This is a genomic window from Candidatus Phyllobacterium onerii, assembly GCF_028331445.1.
GTDB classification, from domain to species: Bacteria; Pseudomonadota; Alphaproteobacteria; order Rhizobiales; family Rhizobiaceae; genus Phyllobacterium; species Phyllobacterium onerii.
The window spans coordinates 23,220-46,641 of sequence record NZ_JAQMHX010000012.1 but is presented as its reverse complement, the minus strand read 5'-3'; the positions used below and the strand labels follow the sequence as shown (position 1 = coordinate 46,641).

The window sequence follows — 23,422 nt, the reverse complement described above, 5'->3', positions numbered from 1 at the left end:
TTAACGTCTGCCGGCCTCCTTGTGCGAAAACCGCCAGCCGCTGCCTGGGCGCAGGCCTTCGCGCATGACAAAGCCACGCAGCGGCGAAAAGGCCCGCAAGAGCTCAAGGCCGCCGCTGCGGACCATCTGAACCGGCAGGAAATCCGAGAGAAGCGAACGGTTCAGCGCGTCCACAGCACCCGTTCGGGCAAGAATGTCCGGGCTTCGCTTGCGATTATAGGTTGTCATAACGCTGGCTGTGCCGAGGTTCACACCATCGACCGGCAGAGTTTCCAGCAAGGTCTCGACATCACGAACACCGAGATTGAGGCCCTGTGCGCCAATCGGCGGGAAAACATGAGCTGACTCGCCGGCCAGGAACACGCGGTTGCGGGCGAACAAATTGGGTACCAGCCCGGACAGCGGCCAGCTCTGAGGATCGACATCGATGGTTACGGCGCCGAGCATGGATTGCATGCGCTCTTCAACCCGCGCTGCCAGTTGGTCACGCGAAAGTTCGAGCAGTTCAGCTGCATGGGCCGGGGTCGTCACCCAGACAAGGCTTGAACGATTACCCGGTAAGGGCACCTGGGTGAATGGACCATGTTCTGTATGAAATTCCGTTGAAATATCATGGTGATCGCGCGTATGGCTAAAGCTCAGGACGATGGCGGTCTGATTGTAGCTCCAGGTTCGCGCGGATATGCCGGAGGCTTCGCGCGCCAGCGAGGAACGGCCATCGGCAGCGACGACGATATTGGCGGCGTACGCGGAACCGTCGCTGCCTTCGACAGCAATCGCATTTTCAGTCGGGTGATAGTGAGTGGCCGAGGCTGCAACGTGTTTCACTTTCGAATTCTTCAGCGCATCGCTGAGGACTGACGTCAAAGTGATATTGGGAATATTGTAGCCGAATGCTGGCTCGTCGATTTCGCTCGCCTCGAAGGTTACGGCCGGGCTTCTGATGAGCCGGTTGGTGCCATCGAGGATGCGCATTGTGGCAATGGGCGCGGCATGTGGCTCGATGTTCGCCCAGAGACCAATCCTCTCCAGAAACTTTATTGCAGGCACCATCAGAGCAGTCGTGCGCTTGTCGGATCCTTCCGGCAGAACGCCAAGACTGACGACATTGTCGAAACTTTGCGCAAGCGCAATAGCCGCGATCAGCCCCACATGACCTGCGCCCGCAACAATAATCAGATCGGTTTTGGTAGAGGTCATTGTTTGTCTCCGCTTCACGCTTTCAACAGTTTATATTAGCCTAATTGCTTGCACTTTGGGCATTTTTCAAGAAAAGCTGCTCACAAATCGTTCGCTATCGATAAGATACAACAGCGAGCGCACTATTATCATGCAGCAGATTGGCACGGACCGTGAAAAAACCGATATTGCCCAAGGCCATAACGCCCAAAAAGGTAACGGCACCGCAAGCGAAGGCATTTTCCGTCCATCTTCTCACTGCGTCGGGCTCCTTTCTGGCGTTTCTTTCTGTGGTTGCGGCCAGCGAAGAAAGCTGGACAGCGATGTTCTGGTGGCTTGGACTGGCGCTTTTCGTCGACGGTATCGACGGGCCGATTGCTCGCAAGCTGGACGTCAAATATGTCCTGCCGAACTGGTCCGGCGAACTTCTAGACAACATCATCGACTATATGACCTACGTGCTCATTCCGGCCTTTGCGCTTTACCAGCGCGGCTTCATGGGCGAGGGGTTGTCCTTCCTGGCAGCGGCGATCATCGTGGTTTCCAGTGCCATCTACTATGCGGATACTGGCATGAAGACCAAGGAGAACTTCTTCAAGGGTTTCCCGGTCGTCTGGAACATGATCGTCTTCACGTTGTTCATCGTGCGCCCCGGAGAATGGGTGGCCTTCGCCATCGTTCTCGTTGCCGCGATCGTCTCCTTCCTGCCGATCTATTTCCTCCATCCTGTGAGGGTACAGCGCTTGCGGCCGCTCAATCTTGCGATATTCTTCCTGTGGTGCGCCTTTGGTGCATATTCACTGTTTCAGGAACTGGATTCGCCGCTCTGGGTGCGGATTGGCATTTCGGTGACGGGCATCTATCTTTTCTTCATTGGCGCCGTGATGCAGGCGTTCCCTAATCTTGGTCGTACGGAGAAAGTTTGATGGTCAAAGCTGTTCGCATTCATCAGGTTGGCGGGCCTGAAGTGTTGACCTATGAAGACATCTCCGTCGGCGCCCCGGGACCCGGGGAAGTGCGCATCCGCAATGAAGCCATCGGGCTTAATTTCCTCGACGTCTATTACCGGACTGGCCTCTATCCATCGCCAAGCGGACTGCCGCTGATCCCGGGCCATGAAGGAGCTGGCGTCGTGCTCGACGTCGGGCCCGACGTCAAGGATTTCAAGGCTGGCGACCGCGTCGCCTATACCACTTCCATAGGCGCCTATGCCGAAGAGCGGCTGATCGCGACCAAATTCCTGGTCAAGGTGCCGGAGGCGATATCGCTGGAACAGGCCGCTTCAATGATGCTGAAGGGGCTCACAGCACAATATCTGCTGCGCCAGACGTTTCCAGTCAAACAGGGTGATAAGATCCTCTTCCATGCTGCAGCCGGCGGCGTTGGCCTGATCGCCGGGCAGTGGGCAAAGCATCTTGGTGCGACGGTCATCGGCACGGCCGGGTCGGACGAAAAGGCCAAGCTGGCGCTGGACAATGGCTACGATCACGTCATCAACTACAAGACCGAGAATTTTGTCGAACGGATAAAAGAACTTACCGGCGGCAAAGGCGTCGACGTCGTCTACGATTCGGTCGGCAAGGATACGTTTGACGGCTCGCTGGATTGTCTGCGCCCTCGCGGGATGCTGGTATGTTTCGGTCAGTCTTCCGGACCGGTTCCGCCTTTCGATCTCGGCATCCTGTCACGGAAGGGATCGCTTTATTTGACGCGTGCAACGTTATTCGTATATGCGGCAACGCGCGACGCGCTTGTTGCTGGCGCCGAAGAGCTCTTCGACCTCGTGGCGAAGGGCATTATCCGCATCGAAATCGGCCAGACCTACGCGCTGAAGGACGTTGCGTCGGCTCATCGCGACCTGGAAGGACGGAGAACTACCGGCACGACAGTGCTTATTCCTTAAGCCACCGTTACTGATGCCCGAATATTGTGCGCAAATGGCCGCAACCATACGTTTTGTACTTTCCAAATTTGGTGGGCCTGACATAGGATCGAAAAACGGTCTTGGCCGCGGGGAATTATGACAGGCACAATAACAAAAGACGGCTCTGAAATACCGTTACTGGAAGCCGAAAAACTCACCAAAATTTTCGGGACACTCAAGGCTTGTGACGGGATCGATCTGAAGATCGGTGCCGGCGAGATTCACGCGCTCCTCGGTGAGAATGGCGCGGGCAAATCCACCCTCGTCAAGATGTTGTTCGGTGCATTGCAGCCAACTTCCGGAGACATTGCATGGAAGGGTGAACGTTTTACAGTTACCAGTCCTGCCATGGGAAGATCGCTGGGTATCGGTATGGTTTTCCAGCATTTTTCTTTGTTCGATGCGCTGACCGCCGCCGAGAATATTGCCCTGTCGCTGGACGAGAAGTCGCCACTCGACACGATCGCCGCACGTGCCCGCGAGATCGGCCAGACCTATGGCTTGCCGGTCGATCCTGACGCGCTTGTCGGTGATCTTTCGGTTGGCGAGCGGCAACGCATCGAGATCATTCGCTGCCTGTTGCAAAATCCTGATCTGATCATCCTGGACGAGCCGACATCAGTGCTCACTCCGCAGGAAGCCGATCTTCTGTTTGTGACACTTGAGCGTTTGCGCTCGGAAGGAAAATCCATCCTTTACATCAGTCACCGTCTCGAGGAAGTGCGCAGGCTTTGCGACCGCGCAACGGTACTCAGGCACGGTAAGGTTGTCGGCCAATGTGATCCACGCACGCAGACTGCAGCTTCATTAGCGCGGATGATGGTCGGCAATGACATCCATGTCATTGAAAGGCTTCCGGCAGAATGGACGGACCGGATACCGCTTATTGAAGTGAACGGCCTGTCGCAGAGGCCGCGCGGGCCGTTTTCAGTCGCGCTCCATGATATCTCTCTGTCGATCACTGGTGGAGAAATTCTCGGTATTGCGGGGGTTGCCGGCAATGGCCAAGGCGAACTCTTTGAGGCGATTTCCGGCGAAGTACTGCAGGAACGTCCTCAAGTCGTGCGCATCCGCGGCACAGATGCCGGCAGAATCGGCATATCGGCCCGGCGCACGCTTGGTGCAGCTTTTGTGCCCGAGGAGCGGCTTGGGCACGGTGCAGTGCCCGATATGTCTTTAACCAACAATTTGCTCCTGTCGCGCCATTCAACGGATCGAAAAATGTTCCTGACTGGCGGTGTGCTGAAACTTGTATCGGAATCCAGCCTCGCATCTGCGGCAAAGCGCATCGTCGTGCAAATGGATGTGCGCAAAAGCGCAGAAAACCCCGATGCGTCAGCGCTTTCCGGTGGGAACCTGCAAAAGTTTCTCATCGGGCGGGAGCTCGATCGTAACCCGTCGGTGATAGTCGTCAACCAGCCGACATGGGGTGTCGACGCCGGCGCGGCTGCGCTTATCCGTCAGGCATTGGTCGACCTTGCTCGCAGCGGCTCGGCCGTGATCGTGATCAGCCAGGACCTCGATGAACTGTTCGAAATCTCCGACCGCATCGCGGCGATGGTGCATGGCCGTCTTTCCGAATCTGTGCCAATCGAGGCAATGACAATGGAACGCGTCGGTTTGATGATGGGTGGCGCCGACGCTACCGCGGGGGCCGCATGATGCGGATCGAGATCGTCAAACGTCCGCAGCACTCAGTTTTGTTTAGCGCCTTGTCGCCATTCATCGCGCTGTTCCTGACTTTGATTGCAGGCGCGATCCTGTTTTCCGTACTCGGCAAGAACCCGATTTCAGCGCTCTATTCTTACTTCATCGAGCCTTTGACCGAGGTCTGGTCGATCCACGAATTGCTGGTGAAAGCGGCACCGCTGATCCTCATTGCGGTAGGGCTTTCCGTTTGTTTTCTTTCGAATAACTGGAATATCGGGGCTGAAGGACAGTTCATCGCAGGCGGTATTGCCGGTTCAATCCTGCCGGTCGTGTTCCCGGATTTTCAGGGCTGGTATGTGTTGCCAATTATGCTCCTGCTAGGAATGGCGGGAGGCATGGCCTACGCGACGATCCCGGCATTTCTGAAAGTCCGCTTCAATACGAACGAGATTCTCACCAGCCTGATGCTGGTTTACGTTGCGCAGCTTTTTCTCGACTGGTTGGTGCGGGGCCCGTGGCGCAATCCTCAGGGGTATAATTTCCCCGAGACGGTACAGTTCAGCGATAGCGCCATCCTGCCCGCGATATGGCCAGATTCGGGCCGCGCGCACTGGGGTTTTGCCCTCGCCATAATCGCTGCGGTGGTTGTGTGGTTTATGCTGTCACGCACGTTGAATGGCTTCGAGATCAAGGTGCTTGGCCGTAGTTCCAGGGCAGGGCGGTTCGCCGGTTTCAGCGCGGGTCGTCTGACGTTTTTTGCTTTTCTGGTATCGGGCGCGTTAGCCGGACTCGCGGGTATCGCCGAGGTCTCGGGCGCCGTGGGTCAGCTTCGAACGAGCATTTCACCGGGCTATGGATTCACTGCAATTATCGTTGCATTCCTCGGACGGCTCAATCCGTTGGGGATAATTGCCGCGGGATTGGTGCTGGCTTTGTCTTATTTGGGAGGCGAGGCAGCACAGATTTCATTGGGAATTTCGGAAAAATCGGCGCGTATCTTCCAAGGCATCATCCTGTTTTTTGTCCTCGCCAGTGACAGTCTGATTTATTATCGCATTCGGATTGTGTCGCGCTTGAGCGAGACAGCGTTGAAGGGTGCGTAATGACAATGTTCGAGGCCATACTTCTGACAGTGGCGACAGCGGCGACGCCTCTGCTCATTGCCGCGTTGGGTGAACTCGTCGTCGAGCGGTCCGGTGTTCTCAATCTGGGTGTTGAAGGCATGATGGTCATGGGTGCCGTGACCGGGTTTGCGGTTGCGCAATACACCGGTTCGGCCTGGCTGGGCATGTTCGCGGCGATCCTCGCCGGGGCTGCGTTTTCATTGCTGTTTGGTTTCCTGACCCTGACGCTGATCACCAACCAGGTGGCGACCGGCCTCGCACTCACGCTGCTCGGGCTCGGCGCTTCGGCGATGATTGGTGAAAGCTTTGTCGGCCTTCCGGGTGTGAGGATGGATTCGCTGTATATACAAGGGCTTACGGATATCCCTTATGTCGGCAAGGTCCTGTTTGGACAGGACCCCATTTTTTACATTTCCATCCTGCTGACGATTGGCGTGGCATGGTTTTTGTTCAGGACGCGTGCAGGTTTGACGTTGCGTGCTGTGGGCGACAATCACACATCGGCGCACGCTCTGGGTGTACCTGTCGTTCGCATTCGCTACCTTGCCGTGATTTTCGGCGGTGCCTGTGCTGGCCTGGCTGGCGCGCAACTCTCGCTTGTCTACGTGCCGCAATGGGTGGAAAATATGACTTCGGGCAGGGGCTGGATTGCGCTGGCATTGGTGGTTTTCGCGTCTTGGCGGCCGTGGCGGATCCTTGCCGGGGCCTATCTTTTTGGTGCTGTAACCATTGGCCAGCTGCACGCGCAGGCGCTCGGCATCGGCGTTCCTTCGCAATTCATGTCGTCGCTGCCCTATCTTGCAACGATCATCGTGCTCGTGCTGATTTCGCGCAACAAGCGCCTGACATTGATGAACACGCCGACATCGCTCGGCAAACCCTTCGTGCCTGATCGCTAGGACACGGACGCAAAGAACAGTTTGAACGATTTAACAGAAGAGGTGAACCTGATGAAAAAACTGATGATGGCGCTAACGATAGCCGCCAGCTTTGCCGTGGCGGGGCCCGCCTTGGCCGCCGACAAATTGAAGATCGGCTTTATCTATATCGGGCCGCCTGGTGATTTCGGCTGGACGTACCAGCATGATCAGGGCCGCAAGCAGCTCGAGAAAGAGCTGGGCGACAAGGTCGAGACAACCTTCCTCGAAAACGTACCTGAAGGCGCCGATGCGGAGCGCTCCATCGAGCGGCTTGCTCGCGCTGGCAACAAGCTGATCTTCACCACGTCATTTGGTTATATGGATGCGACGGTCAAGGTTGCGCAGAAGTTTCCGGACGTCAAATTCGAACATGCGACGGGCTACAAGACCGCTGAAAACGTCTCGGTCTATAATTCGCGCTTCTACGAAGGCCGCTATGTGCAGGGCGTGATTGCAGCAAAAATGTCGAAGGCTGGTGTTGCCGGTTATATCGGTTCTTTCCCTATTCCTGAAGTGGTCGAAGGTATCAACTCGTTCATGCTCGGCGCGCAGTCAGTCAATCCGAACTTCAAGGTCAAGGTTATTTGGGCGAATGCCTGGTTCGATCCCGCCAAGGAGGCCGATGCTGCCAAGGCGTTGATCGATCAGGGCGTGGATATCATCACCCAGCACACGGATTCGACCGCTGCTATGCAGGTTGCGGCAGAACGCAAAATCAAGGCTTTCGGCCAGGCTTCGGACATGATCAAGTTTGGCCCCGAAACACAGCTGACATCGATCGTCGACAACTGGGGTCCATACTATATCGAACGGGCCAAGGCGGTGCTGGATGGAACCTGGAAATCGCACAATGTGTTCGAAGGCATGAAGGAAGGGCTCGTCGTGATGGCGCCCTATATGAACATGCCGGATGACGTGAAGAAGCTTGCCGAAGAAACGCAGGCCAAGATCACCTCAGGCGAACTCAAGCCTTTCACCGGCCCGATCAAGAAGCAGGATGGTTCTGAATGGTTGAAAGCTGGCGAGACAGCTGACGACAAGACCATTCTGAGCATGAACTTCTACGTCGCCGGTGTGGACGACAAGCTGCCGAAATGACAACAAGCGACCTGTGTTGAAAAGGAAAGGGCGCCATGGGCGCCCTTTTTTGTAGTCAAAATCGAATGGATCACTCTGCTTCGTCGGCAGACCCTGCATTCAACAAGCCATAACGCTCTGCACCGATGGAATTGAGCAGATCGATCTGCGTCTCGAGGAAGTCGACATGACCTTCTTCGTCCTTGAGCAGTTCGTCGAACAATTCCTTGGAGACATAATCGCCAAGCTGATCGCAAATCTCGCGGGAAAGCTTGTAGGATTTCACCGCGTCATATTCACCGGCAAGATCCGCCTCGAGCACTTCCTTGACGTTCTGGCCAATGCGCAGCGCGCCGACGGACTGCAAATTTGGATGACCTTCGAGGAAGATGATGCGCTGGATGATCTTGTCGGCGTGGTGCATCTCTTCGATGGATTCCGCGCGTTCCTTCTTGGCCAGCTTCGTGAAGCCCCAATCGTCCAGAAGGCGATAATGCAGCCAATATTGATTGACGGCGCCTAATTCGAGAAACAATGCCTCGTTAAGCCGCTCGATGACCTTTGGTTCGCCCTTCATGTCGTGAACTCCCGTATTCGTGACGCAGTGACCGGACACGGTCGATGAACGAAACTGCATCAGAATCGTCTGAACCATGCCGGAGATGATATTCTTCCGTCACCTTTATGATGGTTTCAACGACATTTGGGAAGCAACCGCAGCAGCGGCCGCGTTTCTTCATGGCATGGTAAACTTTGGCGGGAACAACGAGCTGCCACGGATCAGCATCGAGAAGTTCAACAATGGAATTCTCGATCTCTTTTTGAGTAATTATGTTGCAATGGCAAACTAGCATTTTGTATAGGCGCCATACTCACAAGAACACATATCCACGACATCTAATGCCGCAGAGGCGCTTAAGCTTGTATCAATTGCTGATCCGAATGCGTTGCTTACGCTAGACCCACAAAATACTATCCCGAAACCGGGTGATACTTTCGAACCAGACAATGGTTCCTCCAATCGCAAGGGTTCAAGGCCCAAACATTAAAGGTCATGCGTTCATTCAACGCTCCGGCTATAAAGCCGGTTTGTTGAGAACCTGTCAAATGCATATGGTGATATTATGTCATGATTTCAACTAGTTAGAATAATTCTAAACTAGGCAAATAACATAACCATTTCAATCATGTTTGCCTTTCCAGGCGCCTTGAAAGCACAAAAATATTGCCGGCTCAACATGTGTCAAAACGTCTCACAACCTCGTGATGGACATGGTGAGGTCGCGGGTTCTCCGTTTCTCGCAACTCAGAACAACCAATTTGCAACGCAGGGTGCAGAAAAGCGTTCCGGAATCGACACTTCTTGCATGAGATTCGATGCTTCTTGAATCATATTTGCGTTTTTTCGTTGAGAACGTCACCCTAAAAGGCCGCTCGGTTCAAAGAGCCGTTCCGTTTTGCATCGGCCAAAAGCCACGGCAGTTTACCGTACTGTGCAGTACGGCAAACTCGCTTCAGCTGGCGGTCGCGAGGCGAGGGGTGAGTATGTCGATCCCGAGCAGAGCACGCACATCGCGCTTGTCGACAATATCCTCGATCGTAAACTGGGCGAGCACCTCGAAGAATGCATTGAGCGCCTTGCGCAACGCCGCATTCAATCCGCAGCTGTCGATCAGCGGGCAATCGGCGGCATCGTTTTCGAAGCACTCCGCCATAGCGAAGTTTTCCTCGGTCACGCGCACAACGTCGAAGAGGGTAATGTCCTTGGCCGGTTTGCCGAGCTTCACGCCACCATTGCGGCCACGCACGGTTTCGATGAAACCATTCTCGACCAACGGTTGAAGGATCTTGAACAGGAAAAGTTCGGAAACCGTATAGGCTTGGGCGATTTCACCGATTCTGCTGAGATTGCCTTCATTGGCGGCACAGTACATAAGAATTCGGATAGCGTAGTTCGTCTGTCTGGTCAGTCGCATGGGAATATCTCTTTCAACCTGAAATCCAGGCCTGCACATTCAATCTGGCCGCAGTTTAGAATTATTCTTGATAAAGTAAACGATAATATGAAAGCCAGTTTCATATTATCCCAGACATAGCGCCTAAACGTGGATCCAATTTTTATCGAACGATAACAACGATAGAGGCCGTAATAAGAGCGATCGCGCACAGCAACAGGAGACCGTAGACCCGGGGCTTGTCAAAAAGAACCGCGAAACCGGCGGACCAAACCACCACTGCGGCACCGAGAGCGTAGAGAAAGCCTGCCTTGTGGGCCCATGCAATATTGACGGCCATGAGACCGCCGATGATAAGGGCGCCGAATACGACCATTAGAGCCAGGGCGTATTTCTCAAAATTGTCCATTCGGGGCAGCTCACTCTCAGAACGCATAACGGAATGTCCTTAACCTGACGAATGATCAGGCAGATAGTGAGCCCTACATAGACTGTTCGCGCCCCGGAAAGCAACCTGAGACACTGCCGCACCGCACTCAGACAGGGTCATGTGTGCTATAGGCAACAAAAAAGGCCGGGAACTCCCGACCTTCCAAATTCGCCTCAACGCCAGTGCCAGTACATCCGTGGTCAAAAGCGGAGACGAATTCTAAACATCATATATGAAGCGTGCCCCTGAATTTCAAGGCTTGGTCTTTAACGCCGATAAGCGCTTAATCCTGCCAGGAGACCTATGCCGGCGACGGCAGAAACAATGGCGACCGCGGTCATCGGGTTCTCCCTGGCTTTTTCACTGACCATGTGCGCTTCCTCACCAACGAAGCGTGCTGCTTTTCGGCTGTTCTTCTTTACCGCCTCGTAGGCAGAGCTGCCGCCATTTTCGTAAAGTTCATAGCCGTGCTCGGAAAGCGATTTGCTGATTGTTGCCAGCTGCTTGCGCAACGCCGCGACCTGATTTTGCAGATCCTTTTCAGCCATAGCCTGAACTTTGGTTGTATTCGTTGCCATTTCAGTAATCCTTTCCATAAGTAGAGAAAGGGGAACGTGATTTATGGGTTTTGGTTCCGACTACGGCATTCAGCGGACTATTTCCAGCAGCCGTTTCGCTGACCGTTGAGATTGTGCGAATCGATATCTATGCTGGCGGAAAAATCGTTCTTCACAAGATAGACTGCCGTTTCCGGCTTGATCCTGATCTTGTTCCAGCCGGCACAGCTGGACGCGTTTTGCGGCGCTTCGCTCATCCAGCGCATTGCGCCACAACCAGACATCGCAAGGGTGCAAGGCAGCAGGAAAGCCAGAGCCAATCTCTTCATCGTTCTATTCTTCCGGTCCGGCTTGATCAGGTTGCTGTTGAATGGCGCTGAACAAGTCATCGCACATTTTTCATGATCATGTCATTGAACTTTCGTTCAAGCCTAGTCGTCATTGCTGGCGTTCAGCTGTTGCGGCGTCAAGCCTTCGTCGGTTGCCTTGCCGGTCAATGATTGTGCCAGGATCAACCTGCTGGACTTGAGCAAGGGCGCATTAGCCGCCCGCACTCTGACGAGGCGCGGATTGTTCTCGTGAGCCGTCACCGCCGCTTCATTTGCGTAGAGTTCGTTGACCATGACCTTGTTGGCAATGGGTGTTCCATTGCGCTCGATGGGTTTGATGACCTCGAAACGCAGACAACCGGGTTCTTCTTCCAGCGTCTTGCGGGCATGCTCGCGGATGAGCGCAGTGAATTCCTCTTCGCGGCCTTCGTGCGTTTCGAATTCAACGATAATCGTCAATGCAGTCATAAAATTTCAGCCTCCTGCTTTGCAACGAGGTCTATCAGCCGCCAATCTACAAATCCAGCGCCTGTTTCATAAGTGTTTTCATCCTGCCTTGATGGTGCGAGAATGAAAACGCAACCTGAAAAGAGGCGGACCAAATGAGAACCATCCTGTCGATCGTTGCCGTGCTTCTTATCATCATGGGCGCAATCTGGGCGCTTCAGGGCCTCAGTGTTCTCGGCGGTAGCTTCATGGTGGGTCAAACGCGATGGATCACCATAGGGTTGCTGACGATCGCGATTGGTGCGGGACTTCTTTATTACGTCAGGAGGCAACGATCCCTATGAAATCGGAACCTCTCTTACCCGCCAGCGTTGTTTTTTTATCGTGGCCACAGCAATTGCGGTCTCATTGTCGCTGAACGACAAACTGAAAGTGAAAGGAAGATAGCCTTTGATAAATATATGGCGAAGGGAGCTTGAGATGGCCAACATCGTTTTGAACAAAAAGACCTGGATCGTCGTTGCCGATGGGGAAAAGGCACTGTTTCTCCGTAATGAAAACGATATGAAGCATGTCCAACTCAGCACCATCCATGAAATGCATCACTCGAATCCGGCGACACGAGAACAGGGAAGCGACAGGCCAGGGCGTTTCAATGACGGACCAAGCCCGCACCGCAGTGCTGTGGAGGACACGGACTGGCATGAGATTTCGAAGAAACGATTTGCCAAGGAAGTAGCCGACGCACTCTATAGCTACGCCCATAAGGGACGTTTCGAACGACTGGTTGTGATTGCTCCACCGCTGGTGCTCGGCGAAATGCGCCAGGAGTTTCACAAGGAAGTCTCTGACAGGATAGTCAGCGAAATCCCGAAAACCCTGACCAATCACCCAATCACCGATATCCAGTCCATCCTGACAGAGAGTTAGAGCCTCGGGCGCTAGCAAAGTGAAACGTGGCTGATTAGTCGGCTAAGCTGGTGTTATGGCACTTCACAGTACACAAGCAAAACCCCTGCCGTGACCGGTAGGGGTTTCGCAAGTTGAGGCTTGATTTGGCTCTAACAAACTGGACTCTGGATAAGAATATCGCGCATCGTTTCAGTGCGGCGCAGGCTCAAGGTACCGCTACACTCAACCTACAAAAATGCTAGCACATATCGCGAAAATTTCAAGGTTCAGATGGCAAAAGTCTATCTTAAATTTGCCCTGCTACGTTCGCTTTCTTCTTCAAGCCGTTTGATTCTTTGCTCCAAGGCATTGATTGCCTTGAAGACAGCCACGCCCATACTTTTGAAATCACCGCTATGAATGGCCGCTTCGATCGCATGTTTGGCATCTTCAATCGACATTGTTTTCTCCACTCACGATTGCTGTTCAGCTCATGCAGAAAACCCAATCCTCAAGGGGCGTGAGGATTGGGTCATGTTGGCTTTGTGGGGTTAAGCCAAGACTGGTTTGGGACCAGTCTTATAGAAATGTTTCAAGTGTACGTTGGTTCCGGCTGCCAGCAAAATTATTCGGACAAAATCATCGGAAGTCCAAGGCCTGGAACTATGACGGCAGCAGGTTGAAAAGGACCGCCACATGAAACGCAAAGGCAGTCACAAACAGGACCACACCAAGGGCGCGACCCCCCACGGAACGGCGAACACCCTGGGGCGAATTGCGCGTGCTGGTGTAATCTGTTGAAGCCATCAGGATTATCCTCGTTGCCGAGGGGCCATCTTATTACGAAACGGGATGGCTCTGTGATAGTTGCGGATGAAATCCGGCACTCGCATCCGATGAAATCGATTTCTGGAAATCTGCGAAAATCGCAAAACAAAATCGCCAAATGCGGCCAAGCGGAGCAAAGAGCGGTCTGGTTCGAGGCACACCTGATGTGTTGCAATGCAGGATGAGAGTCTTCGTCGCGTCCCGGCGGTTCGCGACAATCCAATGAACGAGGAAATGAATGTCCATTTTTCCAAGCGTGGCGCGTTTGGCCCACCACGAGCTGACCGTAGACGCCGACCTGTTCAAGGAGTCGATGCGGCACCTGGCGGCGGCTGTGAGCGTCATTACGGTTGGACGTGGCGTCGACCGCACGGGGTTCACTGCGACGTCGGTCTCGTCATTGACTATAGATCCGCCCTCGGTGATCGTCAGCATCAATCGCGCGTCTTCATCCTGGCCGGTCCTGCAGCGGCATGGCAGCTTCTGCATCAATATACTGGCACATGATCAGCGTCATGTGGCCGACAGTTTTTCTGGAAGAGATGGTCGAAAGGGCGCGGAACGCTATCAAGGTGCAGATTGGCAGGAGCTCAGCACAGGGACGATGGCGCTGGTCAATGCGCTGGCGGTGCTCGATTGCGAACTCGACGATGCCATCGAGCGGCATTCGCATGGCATCCTGATCGGCAGGGTCAGGGCAGTGACGTTGCGCCACAATGCCGAACCGTTGATCTATTGGCATGGCGCCTATCGCCAGATCAGGTCGTAGACTCAGAAGTCTGGTAGAAATGGAGAGGCGGGGTCGTCCGGGGCGAGCCACGCCTCTCCCCCGGACGAACGGTTCGACACTGCAGCCTGGCAAGCCGGATCAGTGTAGTTCGAGGTCCGTTCTAGCTTGCCGTATGATTTCGCACAGTTCTTGTCGCCACCTCAAGATGCGCGTTCACGATGCGCTGTACCATCGGGGCGAAATGCGAGAAGGCGGGCGTGGTCATGTTGGCAATCTTGCCGGCATCATCAAGATGGCGCACCCGCACGATTTCACTGATATTCGGGTTCTTTTCGAACTCAGCGATTTCGGCGTCATTCATCGGCCCACCCTGCAGCTTCAGCGAGTAGATGGACGCTGCCGAAAGCTGCCCGAAGTAGCCCGGATCCGTCGCGCAAATGTAGCGCTTGGCCGCCACGTGGTAACGCACGCAGTCGATCACAAGGCTTGGAAAGAAGCGCTCAAGGACCTGAGCACCCGCCTCTTCATGATGCTTGTCGTGCACATCGTCCATGGAGAACGTGCCGAACTCGCTGGTGAAATGGCCGATATCATGCAGCAGAGCCGCAACGATGATGATATCCGGTTCACCCTGCTGTTCGGCAATATAGGCCCCTTGCAGCATGTGTTCCGCCATGGTGACGGGTTCGCCGAGATATTCCTCGCCGCCGCGGCGCTCGAAGATATCGCCGAGGAAATCGACGATTGTCTCTGGCGACAGTTTTTCAGGATCAGGTTTCGTCATTACGCCGCCTTTCGGTCTTGTAGTTCGATAGCGCTCAGGGTCGAAAGCAGGCCGTCCTTGTCGGCGTAACAGCCCTGAAGCCAGCGGGAGCCCGCACCGGAATATCCTTTGCGGGCATGGAGAACGCGGGTGTTGTCGACAATGAAAGATTCGCCCGGAGCCAGCTTGAACGTCACTTCCATGGAACTATCGTCTATGATCTCGCCAAGCCTGCGGTAAGCGGCGTAGTAGTCAGCCATATCCTCATAGGGAACGTCGGTGATGGCTGCTGTCGAACGGTTGTTGAAGCGGATGCCAACCAGTTCTCCATCCGGTGCGAGCTCGATCATCGGTCGGCGGGAACGCAGGCAGACGCCGGCACTGCCGGAATATTCGAAGTTTGCGCAATGGCGTGTCAGCAGGTCAAAACCACGCGGGAATTCCTCACGCAGCCGTTCTGCCGCGCGGAAGCCGTCAACGACCATGTTTTCGCCGCCTTCAGCAGAATTTTCCAGACAATACAGAATTTGCAGCGTCGGAACCGGATCGCGATACGGGTTGTCCGTATGCGCCTGCAGGCCAAGCCCGGTATAGGCAAGGTTCGACGGGTTTACTTCTGTGCGAACCTCAAAATGTCTGCCGTAGTTGGTTTCACGAATATAGCCAAAAAGATTGGCAACCTTAAACAAGGCACCGCTTTCAACCGGCCCGCCCACAAGCTTGCCAAACTCGGCAGCAATATCAGAGCGCTGGAGTAGAAGTAGCAACTTCCACTGCGTCAGGTCACGATCGCAGTGATTGAGGCCGCGATCAGCGCTACCGACACAAACAAGATCAATCCGTAAAGCCGGGGCTGATCGAAAATCACGGCGAAGCCAAGAAAAAATGCGGCGCATGCGGAAGCCAGCGCGAAAAGAAAAGCAGGTTTGTCCGTGGTAGTAATCGCGAAGGCCATCAGCCCGGCAATGATGAGTGCACCGAAGACGATGAAGATCCAGGTCGCGAAGGTTTCGTAGCGGTCCATCGTGTGCTCTCCGGTCAGTCCATGCGCTTCTATTTCGATTACAACGGAATATCAACAGGCAGTCAAATCCGGAAATAGGAGCGCCGACCTTGAACTCGAGCTGATCTGATCGGAGCCAAAATTTGTAATACAAAAGAATATTTTGTTAACGAACGCCAAGTTTAAAGTCTTCCGGCGTACAAAAGTGAGACCAATTTACCACACCGGTAAAGTTCAGTGTGCTCACATTAAACCATGGGTTGCACACCCTTCGATGTGAAACTAGCTTGCACTTGCCGATATCGTTGTTTGGTCGCGGGGACTGCTTTGAGTAGTTGGCAATCCCTTATCATATGATCGCTATAGGGGGAATTACATGAAGTCGTCTAAGCTTTTGACACGAATCTTCTGGCTTTCTTCTGTTTCCCTCATAACACTCTCCATATCCAATCAAACCGCATCTGCCGCCTGTACATTTGTCCCCACCGCCGGGAACGATTCTTATATTTGCGACAGCGGCACAGCCGCATCGTTGACAGATACAGGCGGAAACAATTCCCTCACTCTTCCGACGGGAGGAACCGGCCAGATCACGGGTAATGTGACATTCGGTGCTGGGACGGACAGCATTATCGTCGATTCGGGAACGATCGGAGGCACGGTTCAGCAGGGCAGCGGCATCGACGACTACAGGATGAGCGGCGGGACGATCGGCTCACTGGCCCAGGGCGACGGTCTCGATACTTTCACCATGTCGGGCGGGCACATCATCGACTTCTTCGAGGATGGTGACAACGCTGTTATGACAGGCGGCCGCATCGGCCGTGTCAACATGAAGCTCGACGACAATTTTTACAACATGTCCGGAGGAACCGTCGACCGGAACGTCGTCACAGGACTTGGCCGCGACACGATCATAATTTCCGGCGGCGTTATCGGCGGCAATATCAGCACCAGCAGCGGCATCGACAGTGTTACCGTGAGTGGCGGCAGCATCGGCAACGGCATCAAGACTGGCAATGACGCCGACACCTTCGCGTGGAGTGGCGGTATCATTTATAACGGGATCGAGCTGGAAGCCGGCAACGACACCGCAACGCTCACAAATCTGACGAATGGCAATATGGGCGGCATGACCCTGCTATCCGGCGGGACGGGGACTGATAATCTGACATTCAGCAACGTAACGATCGATGCTGTGACGCGGTTCCAGGGCTGGGAAAATGTTTCACTAACCAATGACACTGAACTGAGGTTCGAAAGCAACTTTGTGCTTGGCGATGCCGGTACGGGGACTGGTACATTCAACATCGATTCTTCAAGCACGGTCTTTGCCGGTCATACAGATACGGGTATCCAGGCGTTTTCGGCGGGCCAATTGGTCAATGTCATCAACTCCGGACGTATCGACCTGTCGAACGGCAACGACAGTGAAGCCGACAGCTTCACCATCGCCGGCAACTATACCGGCAATAATGGTCTCCTGTTCCTTGATACGGTCCTCGGCGATGATGCTTCGAGGTCCGATAAGCTGGTTATTTCCGGTGGCACGGCGAGCGGCACTACAGGCATGAGCATCATCAATCAGGGCGGCGTCGGCGGCCTTACAACGCAGAACGGCATTCTGGTTGTCGAAGGGATCAATGGCGCAAATACTGGATCCGGCACGTTTGCACTCAACGATCCTGTCGCAGCTGGCGCCTACGAATATTTCCTGTTTAAAGGCGGTGTAACAGCCGGAACTGCTGAAAACTGGTACCTGCGTTCAACCATCAACAATGGTGCAACAGCTGCACCAGAGCAGGTCGACAACAATCCGCCCGTTGAACCGGTTGCGCCGGAGGCGGAGCCGCCGGCACCGCCCCCAGCGCCTCCACCCCCGCCCGAAACGCCACCGGACGGTTCAGGTATTATCGAGCCGCCAGTATTGGCAACCGATCCTGCGCCAGTAGCGCCGCCTCCGCCGCCACAGGCCGCGGCGGCCGACGCCCCGGTTAATCCGCCAGTTGAGGGTTTTGTTGCACCGCCTTTGCCAGGCTACTCTCCACCTCCAAATCGCGGCGCGACGCCGGTTGAAGGTGACAATGTACCGCTCTATCGCATTGAGGTTCCAACTTATTCGGTTATCGGACCGGCCGCGCGCCAAACCGCATTGGCAACGCTCGGCACGTTCCACGAAAGACGGGGCGAACAGGGCGTAGTCAACTCCCGCGAGAACTTCTCCGCCGCCTGGGGCCGTGCCTTCGGGCAATCGACCGAGCAGAGTTGGGATGGAACCGTTGATCCGTCCATTGATGGAAACCTCTATGGCATACAGGCCGGTCTCGATATTCTCGGCTGGGAGCACGAAAACGGACATCGCGATATAGCCGGTCTGTTCTTTGGCTATTCGAATCTCGACGCGGATGTCAACGGTCAGGCGCTCGGGTGGAATGGTGTGAACACCGGCAGCCTCAATCTCGATACGACGAGCTTTGGCGGTTACTGGACGCATATGGGCCCGGGCGGATGGTATCTGGACGGCGTTTTGATGGGATCGTGGTTCGGCGGTGACGCGACCTCCAATCGCGGTGTCGGCATCGATATCGACGGCACGGGTTTTACCGCATCGCTGGAAGGCGGCTACCCGATCCCGCTATCGGAAAGCTGGACCATCGAGCCGCAGGCACAGATCATATGGCAGACCATCTCGCTTGACGATCAATCGGACAGATTCTCCGATGTCGGATTCGACAATGATGATGGTTTCACGGGCCGGCTCGGGTTCCGGGTGCAGGGGAAATACCAAACCTCGGCCGGTCTGTTCCAGCCCTACGTCAAGGCCAATCTGTGGCACGGCTTCAGCACCACCGACTCTGTGCTTTTCGGTCCGGATGCAATCACCACCGAAGGCGAGTCGACTTCGCTGGAACTCGGCGCGGGTATCGTGCACGACTTTACCGAAAAGGTCAGCGCATTTGCCGTGGCAGATTACACGTTCGACGTCGAGGGCGCCGAACAGAAGATATTCGAGGGCAATATCGGCCTGACCGTCAAGTGGTGATCAGGATCTAGTCCGCGCGGACAAATCGCAAAAAGCCAACAGGACCGGTCTTGTTGGCTTTTTTGCTGTCCGATGGATGGTGAATGCCATCGCTCACTGGCACTTCGTCAAAGTCGAAAGGGCTGATCCCTTCGAGACAGGCAACATTCACGCCGTACTCATTCGGATTGGACCGGCGCCGATGATGCGTATAGATACCGCATCCGGAACAGAAATAGTGTTTGGCCGTCATCGTGTTGAATTGATAGACGCTGAGCTTGTCTTCACCCGCCACTATATCGAGATCACCGACTTTCGCTGACACGGCGACAGCGCCCCGCATCCGGCAAATGCTGCAGGTGCAACGGCGTGCCGTGTGGAGACCATTTGATAGTCTGACATGGAAGCGCACTGATCCACAGTGGCAGGCGCCATTAATTTCGCTGATATCGAGATCCATTGTCCACTCCTGAATGTCGGTCATCGAATTCCTAGCAATCAAGACCAAATGTATCAAATCAAAGCGCAAAATGCGCCTGCAGTGCCTCAATTCGGAACGAAATGTGGTAGAGTATTCTTCGATGCGAACGGCTTGGTTCGCTTAAGAACGGGCACTGTCAGCGCCCCGCTGGCAATCCCAAAGAGGGAGTGAAAACAATGAAGACAATTTTGATCGCAATGGGATTTCTCGCCGCCACCAGCCTTTCTGCCTTCGCGGCAGAACCTGCGAAAAAGATGGGCGACATGTGGACCGACGCGAAGGGCATGACGCTTTATACGTTCGACAAGGACAAGGACGGCAAATCGAACTGCGATGAGAAATGCTTGAAAAACTGGCCGGCATTCCATGCCGCCAAAGGGGCGAAGGCTGAAGGCGAATGGACGCTGGTCAAGGACACGGCGGGCAAGGAAATGTGGGCCTATGAAGGCAAACCACTTTATACGTTCGCCAAGGACAAGAAAGCCGGCGATATGACTGGCGATGGCGTCGGCGGTGTCTGGCACGTTGCCAAGTAGGACACCTCCTGCATATTTCGAAGGCGGCTCGCGGGCCGCCTTTTTTGTTACGTCTGCCTTCACTTCCAAATCAGCGCAACAGTCGCCAAACACAATGATCTTGGTTAGGATGCATGCACCACATCTCGTGCTCCTTGAAGGGAAAGATGATGTTTCTTAGATCCTTAGCTCCCGCATTTATCCTATTGCTCACGCTGGCTGGTTCAGGCGCTCAAGCCGCCGAGCGCTGGGAAAAGCTTCCCCCGCCAGCACCAATGCCCGCGGCTGAGAAAAGCGGCACGGCTCCAGTCAACGGCATCGAAATGTACTATGCCGTCTATGGTAAGGGGCCACCCGTTCTCCTCATACATGGCGGCCTCGGCTATGCCGATATCTGGGGTGCACAGGTGGCCGACCTTGCGAAAGACCATATGGTTATTGTCGCCGACAGCCGTGGCCATGGACGTTCGACCCGCAACGCCGATCCTTACAGCTATGATTTGATGTCATCGGATTACCTCGCGCTTCTCGATTTCCTGAAGGTCGACAAGACTGCGCTGGTTGGATGGAGTGACGGCGGGATAATTGGTCTCGACATCGCCATGAATCACCCCGAGAGGCTGACGAAACTCTTCGCGCAGGCAGCCAACTCCAAGGTCGACGGCGTGAATCCAGATGTCATGAAAAACAAGACCTTCGCGGCCTATATTGATAAGTCAGGCGAAATCTACAAGAAGATTTCGCCTACGCCGGACCAGTATGATGCCTTTGTCGAACAGATCAGTGGTATGTGGGCAAGCCAGCCCAACTGGAGTGACGACGATCTGAAGAAAATCAAGACGCCAGTGGCAATCGTTCTTGGCGATCATGACGAGGCGATTACGCGTGAGCATACGGAATACATGGCCAAGACGATTCCGGGGGCCAAACTGGTCATCCTCGATAACGCCAGTCATTTCGCCATGCTGCAGGACCCGGAGGGTTACAACAAGGCCGTGCGCGACTTCATCGACAACTGATCCCGCAGGTCGCGACTGTTATGGCGAGGTGAAGTAGTAGGGGTTTGCAATCCGAAGAGCGCGACAGCTATGAGTGTGACGAAAATGGCCGTTCGACCGGCGGAAATGACGCCCTCAGTTAAATGGAAACAGCAGACCGCGTCTTCTCGGCGTTATTTCAACTGAAACGAGTCGGTACTGCATAAGCCGGTGGTGTTCTCGGTATATTTGTGCCAGTCCTGAATGTTGAACATCGCGACAAGAATTGTTCCTTCAAGGAGTTGTTTGCTTTTATCAACTACTGTTAGCCACCGGACAGGTTCATCACAGAAGCCATTTTTACCTTTGTTCTTTGCAAAGAAGTCGTCGGCATTGAGTACCTGATAAACCTCCCCGCCATATTGCGCATTTTCTCCGGCATTCCACACTCCGGAATATCGCAATTTCATTTCGCCTTTGAGTTTGGAGAAGCGGGCAGTTGTCCGACTGAGGTTCATTGTTTCGCCCAAGGTCGCCGGCGTGCTGTTCGACACCGCAAGATACGCACGAGGTGTGTCGGTTGGCATCGGTGTGCCTTTCGATTTGGCATCGGCACCGAACGCCAATAAAACGCTTATTGGAATTGCAAGGAATAAGCCAGACAAGTTGCCGCGTTTGGATTTGATCATAGCGTGCTCCATTCTTGAGTCGCGAAGGAGCACAGTTTCGCGCCCTCCCGCAATAACCCCGTATAGCCGTCTTGAAATTTTGAGCCAAGCAGTACCACCCGGATTAGGTTAACCGGGTTCACAGTGTCAATTAGCCATTAGCAGAATGCAGCGGACTGGTTTTCAGGCCGTTTTCTGTTCCTGTATTCCAAGCTCCTCCGCCATCTGTTTGCGGATAAGATATTTCTGGATCTTGCCTGTTACCGTCAGAGGAAATGCTTCGACGAAACGGACGTATCTCGGCACCTTGTAATGGGCGATTTGTCCATGGCAAAACGCCTTGATCTCTTCTTCGTCGGCGTCTTCACCGGTCTTCAAAATGATCCAGGCACAGAGTTCTTCGCCGAACTTCGGATCAGGAACGCCGACGATGGCAACGTCCTTGATCTTGGAGTGGCGAAACAGATACTCCTCCACTTCGCGCGGATAGATGTTTTCGCCGCCGCGAACCACCATGTCCTTTTGGCGTCCGACAATATTGCCATAGCCCTCATCATCTATGGTCGCGAGGTCACCGGTATGCATCCAGCCATCTTCGTCGATCGCTTCTGCTGTCTTTTCCGGATCGTCCCAGTAGCCGATCATGACGGAATAACCCCTGGTGCAGAGCTCGCCAGGCGTGCCGCGAGGAACGGTACTACCATTGACATCGATGACCTTGCATTCGAGATGCGGTTGAACCCGCCCGATCGTCGAGACCCGCCGGGAAACCGGGTCTTCGCCTGAACTTTGGAAACTGACGGGACTGGTCTCGGTCATCCCGTAAGCGATGGTGACATCCCGCATGTGCATGCGTTCGATGACCTGCTTCATGATCTCGACGGGGCAGGGCGATCCCGCCATGCAGCCGGTTCGCAAGGATGACAGGTCGAAGCGTTCGAACTCGGGATGTCCGAGCTCGGCAATGAACATAGTCGGCACACCATAAAGAGCCGTGCACCGCTCGGCTTCAACGGCACTCAAGACCGCCAACGGGTCGAAGGCTTCGGACGGATAGACCATAGTTGCGCCATGCACGACGCAGCCAAGATTTGCCATGACCATGCCGAAGCAATGATAAAGCGGGACGGGGATGCAGAGCCGGTCTCCGGGATTCAGGCCAACGCTACGGCCTACGAAAAAACCGTTATTGAGTATGTTGCGATGGGAAAGTGTAGCGCCCTTGGGCAAACCAGTCGTTCCACTGGTGAATTGGATGTTGACCGGATCCGCGCAACCCGTTGTTGCGTCACGATCTGACAGTTGAGCGCGGTGAATTTCTGTTGCGAGCTTGGGTACATCTTCGAACGCGATCCATCCGGGGCGAACGTGTGTTCCAATCAAGATGGCATGCTTCAGACAGGGTAGTCTTGAAGAATTGATCTCCCCTTCACCCGAGGAAAGTTCCGGGGCGAGGGCTTCGATCATTTCGGCATATTCGCTCGTCTTGAACCGCTCGAGCGCAACCAACGCTTTTACACCTACCTTGTTCAGCGTGTATTCGACCTCGGAGAGGCGATAGGCGGGATTGATGTTGACGAGAATGAGACCGGCTTTTGCCGCAGCGAATTGGGTCAATGCCCATTGCGCATTGTTGGGCGACCATATGCCAATGCGGTCGCCGCGCTGCAGCCCCAACGCGATCAGGCCAGCGGCGAAAGCATCGGTTCTTGCTTTCAGCTCGCCATAAGTCCACCGAACATCTTGATGGACCGAGACAACGGCTTCGCTATCGGGCCATCGCAAGGCCGCCCTATCGAGCGTTTGTGAGATGGTGGTCTCCAGCAATGGCGGCTCAGTGGCGCCGTGCACGTGACTTAGTCTAGCCACATCGCTTTCTAACAGTTCGGTGACTGGGCGCATGACATTCCTCCGAGGTCAAATGCACAGAATGCCTACCGTAGTCCAATCAG

Annotated in this window: 28 protein-coding genes; 12 read left to right on the top strand and 16 right to left on the bottom strand. The window is 54.6% G+C overall.

From position 1 onward, the window contains the following. Complete coding sequence (locus PHA01_RS22655) at positions 1-1,200, bottom strand: UbiH/UbiF family hydroxylase (protein WP_271898597.1); 1,200 nt, start codon at positions 1,198-1,200, stop codon at positions 1-3. A 152-nt stretch (positions 1,201-1,352) separates the two neighbouring features. Here PHA01_RS22655 and pcsA point away from each other — a divergent pair, with 152 nt between their 5' ends. The 6 genes from pcsA to PHA01_RS22625 all read left to right on the top strand — a co-directional run bounded on the left by pcsA (position 1,353) and on the right by PHA01_RS22625 (position 7,895). Beyond that, the gene (pcsA, locus tag PHA01_RS22650) at positions 1,353-2,105 is read left to right on the top strand and encodes a phosphatidylcholine synthase (RefSeq protein WP_271898596.1); all 753 of its coding nucleotides are present in this window, start codon (positions 1,353-1,355) and stop codon (positions 2,103-2,105) included. Further along, complete coding sequence (locus PHA01_RS22645) at positions 2,105-3,082, top strand: quinone oxidoreductase family protein (protein ID WP_271898595.1); 978 nt, start codon at positions 2,105-2,107, stop codon at positions 3,080-3,082. The genes pcsA and PHA01_RS22645 overlap by 1 nt, the downstream gene beginning before the upstream one ends. A gap of 129 nt (positions 3,083-3,211) precedes the next feature. Beyond that, positions 3,212-4,765 carry an ABC transporter ATP-binding protein gene (locus PHA01_RS22640; protein ID WP_271898659.1) on the top strand — a complete coding sequence of 518 codons (1,554 nt, stop codon included), beginning with the start codon at positions 3,212-3,214 and terminating at the stop codon, positions 4,763-4,765. Then, positions 4,765-5,856: an ABC transporter permease gene (locus PHA01_RS22635; RefSeq protein WP_271898658.1), complete on the top strand. Its 1,092-nt coding sequence runs from the start codon at positions 4,765-4,767 to the stop codon at positions 5,854-5,856. Before PHA01_RS22640 ends, PHA01_RS22635 begins: the two co-directional genes overlap by 1 nt. Next, positions 5,856-6,776 carry an ABC transporter permease gene (locus PHA01_RS22630; RefSeq protein WP_183660709.1) on the top strand — a complete coding sequence of 307 codons (921 nt, stop codon included), beginning with the start codon at positions 5,856-5,858 and terminating at the stop codon, positions 6,774-6,776. The genes PHA01_RS22635 and PHA01_RS22630 overlap by 1 nt, the downstream gene beginning before the upstream one ends. A 51-nt stretch (positions 6,777-6,827) precedes the next feature. Beyond that, complete coding sequence (locus PHA01_RS22625; RefSeq protein WP_271898594.1) at positions 6,828-7,895, top strand: BMP family ABC transporter substrate-binding protein; 1,068 nt, start codon at positions 6,828-6,830, stop codon at positions 7,893-7,895. A gap of 70 nt (positions 7,896-7,965) precedes the next feature. On the opposite strand, the gene bfr is transcribed toward PHA01_RS22625, so the two are convergent. From bfr to PHA01_RS22590, 7 genes are all read right to left on the bottom strand, one after another. Beyond that, positions 7,966-8,451, bottom strand: a complete 486-nt coding sequence (gene bfr / locus PHA01_RS22620; protein ID WP_112527101.1) for a bacterioferritin — start codon at positions 8,449-8,451, stop codon at positions 7,966-7,968. Continuing rightward, positions 8,417-8,728, bottom strand: a complete 312-nt coding sequence (locus PHA01_RS22615) for a (2Fe-2S)-binding protein (RefSeq protein WP_271898593.1) — start codon at positions 8,726-8,728, stop codon at positions 8,417-8,419. The genes bfr and PHA01_RS22615 overlap by 35 nt, the downstream gene beginning before the upstream one ends. A 660-nt stretch (positions 8,729-9,388) precedes the next feature. Beyond that, the gene (gene rirA, locus PHA01_RS22610) at positions 9,389-9,850 is read right to left on the bottom strand and encodes an iron-responsive transcriptional regulator RirA (RefSeq protein WP_112527105.1); all 462 of its coding nucleotides are present in this window, start codon (positions 9,848-9,850) and stop codon (positions 9,389-9,391) included. Between the two features lie 142 nt (positions 9,851-9,992). Then, positions 9,993-10,238 (bottom strand): hypothetical protein, encoded by a 246-nt coding sequence (locus tag PHA01_RS22605; RefSeq protein ID WP_112527107.1) that lies wholly within the window; start codon positions 10,236-10,238, stop codon positions 9,993-9,995. Positions 10,239-10,525: 287 nt separating this feature from the next. Further along, the gene (locus PHA01_RS22600) at positions 10,526-10,837 is read right to left on the bottom strand and encodes a hypothetical protein (RefSeq protein WP_271898592.1); all 312 of its coding nucleotides are present in this window, start codon (positions 10,835-10,837) and stop codon (positions 10,526-10,528) included. Positions 10,838-10,914: 77 nt separating this feature from the next. Continuing rightward, positions 10,915-11,145: a hypothetical protein gene (locus tag PHA01_RS22595; protein WP_224512779.1), complete on the bottom strand. Its 231-nt coding sequence runs from the start codon at positions 11,143-11,145 to the stop codon at positions 10,915-10,917. 102 nt (positions 11,146-11,247) lie between these two features. After that, positions 11,248-11,613, bottom strand: a complete 366-nt coding sequence (locus PHA01_RS22590; protein WP_271898591.1) for a putative quinol monooxygenase — start codon at positions 11,611-11,613, stop codon at positions 11,248-11,250. 134 nt (positions 11,614-11,747) lie between these two features. Between PHA01_RS22590 and PHA01_RS22585 the strand changes: the two genes are divergently transcribed. Further along, on the top strand, positions 11,748-11,936 hold the full coding sequence (locus tag PHA01_RS22585; RefSeq protein WP_271898590.1) for a hypothetical protein: 189 nt from the start codon (positions 11,748-11,750) through the stop codon (positions 11,934-11,936). Between the two features lie 136 nt (positions 11,937-12,072). Beyond that, positions 12,073-12,522: a host attachment family protein gene (locus tag PHA01_RS22580; protein ID WP_271898589.1), complete on the top strand. Its 450-nt coding sequence runs from the start codon at positions 12,073-12,075 to the stop codon at positions 12,520-12,522. 263 nt (positions 12,523-12,785) lie between these two features. Here PHA01_RS22580 and PHA01_RS22575 read toward each other — a convergent pair whose 3' ends face one another. Beyond that, the gene (locus tag PHA01_RS22575) at positions 12,786-12,944 is read right to left on the bottom strand and encodes a hypothetical protein (RefSeq protein ID WP_271898588.1); all 159 of its coding nucleotides are present in this window, start codon (positions 12,942-12,944) and stop codon (positions 12,786-12,788) included. Positions 12,945-13,146: 202 nt separating this feature from the next. Then, complete coding sequence (locus tag PHA01_RS22570) at positions 13,147-13,290, bottom strand: hypothetical protein (RefSeq protein WP_271898587.1); 144 nt, start codon at positions 13,288-13,290, stop codon at positions 13,147-13,149. Positions 13,291-13,549: 259 nt separating this feature from the next. Here PHA01_RS22570 and PHA01_RS22565 point away from each other — a divergent pair, with 259 nt between their 5' ends. After that, a complete protein-coding gene (locus tag PHA01_RS22565) occupies positions 13,550-14,080 on the top strand; it encodes a flavin reductase family protein (RefSeq protein ID WP_271898586.1) in 531 nt (176 codons plus the stop codon). Between the two features lie 121 nt (positions 14,081-14,201). On the opposite strand, the gene tmpB is transcribed toward PHA01_RS22565, so the two are convergent. From tmpB to PHA01_RS22550, 3 genes are read right to left on the bottom strand one after another with little or no spacing between them, the layout of a single operon-like run. Further along, entirely contained in the window at positions 14,202-14,825 is a 624-nt protein-coding gene (tmpB, locus tag PHA01_RS22560) for a (R)-1-hydroxy-2-trimethylaminoethylphosphonate oxygenase (RefSeq protein WP_271898585.1), read from the bottom strand. Beyond that, complete coding sequence (tmpA, locus tag PHA01_RS22555; protein WP_271898584.1) at positions 14,825-15,571, bottom strand: 2-trimethylaminoethylphosphonate dioxygenase; 747 nt, start codon at positions 15,569-15,571, stop codon at positions 14,825-14,827. Before tmpA ends, tmpB begins: the two co-directional genes overlap by 1 nt. Positions 15,572-15,582: 11 nt before the next feature. Next, on the bottom strand, positions 15,583-15,828 hold the full coding sequence (locus PHA01_RS22550; RefSeq protein ID WP_114430138.1) for a hypothetical protein: 246 nt from the start codon (positions 15,826-15,828) through the stop codon (positions 15,583-15,585). Between the two features lie 355 nt (positions 15,829-16,183). Between PHA01_RS22550 and PHA01_RS22545 the strand changes: the two genes are divergently transcribed. Further along, the gene (locus PHA01_RS22545; protein WP_271898583.1) at positions 16,184-18,850 is read left to right on the top strand and encodes an autotransporter family protein; all 2,667 of its coding nucleotides are present in this window, start codon (positions 16,184-16,186) and stop codon (positions 18,848-18,850) included. Between the two features lie 7 nt (positions 18,851-18,857). Here the strand turns inward: PHA01_RS22545 and PHA01_RS22540 are convergent, their stop codons facing one another. Continuing rightward, positions 18,858-19,289, bottom strand: coding sequence for a GFA family protein (locus PHA01_RS22540; protein ID WP_271898657.1), 432 nt, complete (start codon positions 19,287-19,289; stop codon positions 18,858-18,860). Between the two features lie 197 nt (positions 19,290-19,486). Here PHA01_RS22540 and PHA01_RS22535 point away from each other — a divergent pair, with 197 nt between their 5' ends. After that, positions 19,487-19,846: a COG4315 family predicted lipoprotein gene (locus PHA01_RS22535; RefSeq protein ID WP_271898582.1), complete on the top strand. Its 360-nt coding sequence runs from the start codon at positions 19,487-19,489 to the stop codon at positions 19,844-19,846. 149 nt (positions 19,847-19,995) lie between these two features. Continuing rightward, entirely contained in the window at positions 19,996-20,844 is an 849-nt protein-coding gene (locus PHA01_RS22530; RefSeq protein WP_271898656.1) for an alpha/beta fold hydrolase, read from the top strand. A gap of 152 nt (positions 20,845-20,996) precedes the next feature. Here the strand turns inward: PHA01_RS22530 and PHA01_RS22525 are convergent, their stop codons facing one another. Together PHA01_RS22525 and PHA01_RS22520 are read right to left on the bottom strand one after the other, a co-directional pair. Then, a complete protein-coding gene (locus PHA01_RS22525; RefSeq protein ID WP_271898581.1) occupies positions 20,997-21,491 on the bottom strand; it encodes a hypothetical protein in 495 nt (164 codons plus the stop codon). A gap of 162 nt (positions 21,492-21,653) precedes the next feature. After that, the gene (locus PHA01_RS22520) at positions 21,654-23,372 is read right to left on the bottom strand and encodes an AMP-binding protein (protein WP_271898580.1); all 1,719 of its coding nucleotides are present in this window, start codon (positions 23,370-23,372) and stop codon (positions 21,654-21,656) included. Positions 23,373-23,422 lie beyond the last annotated feature (50 nt).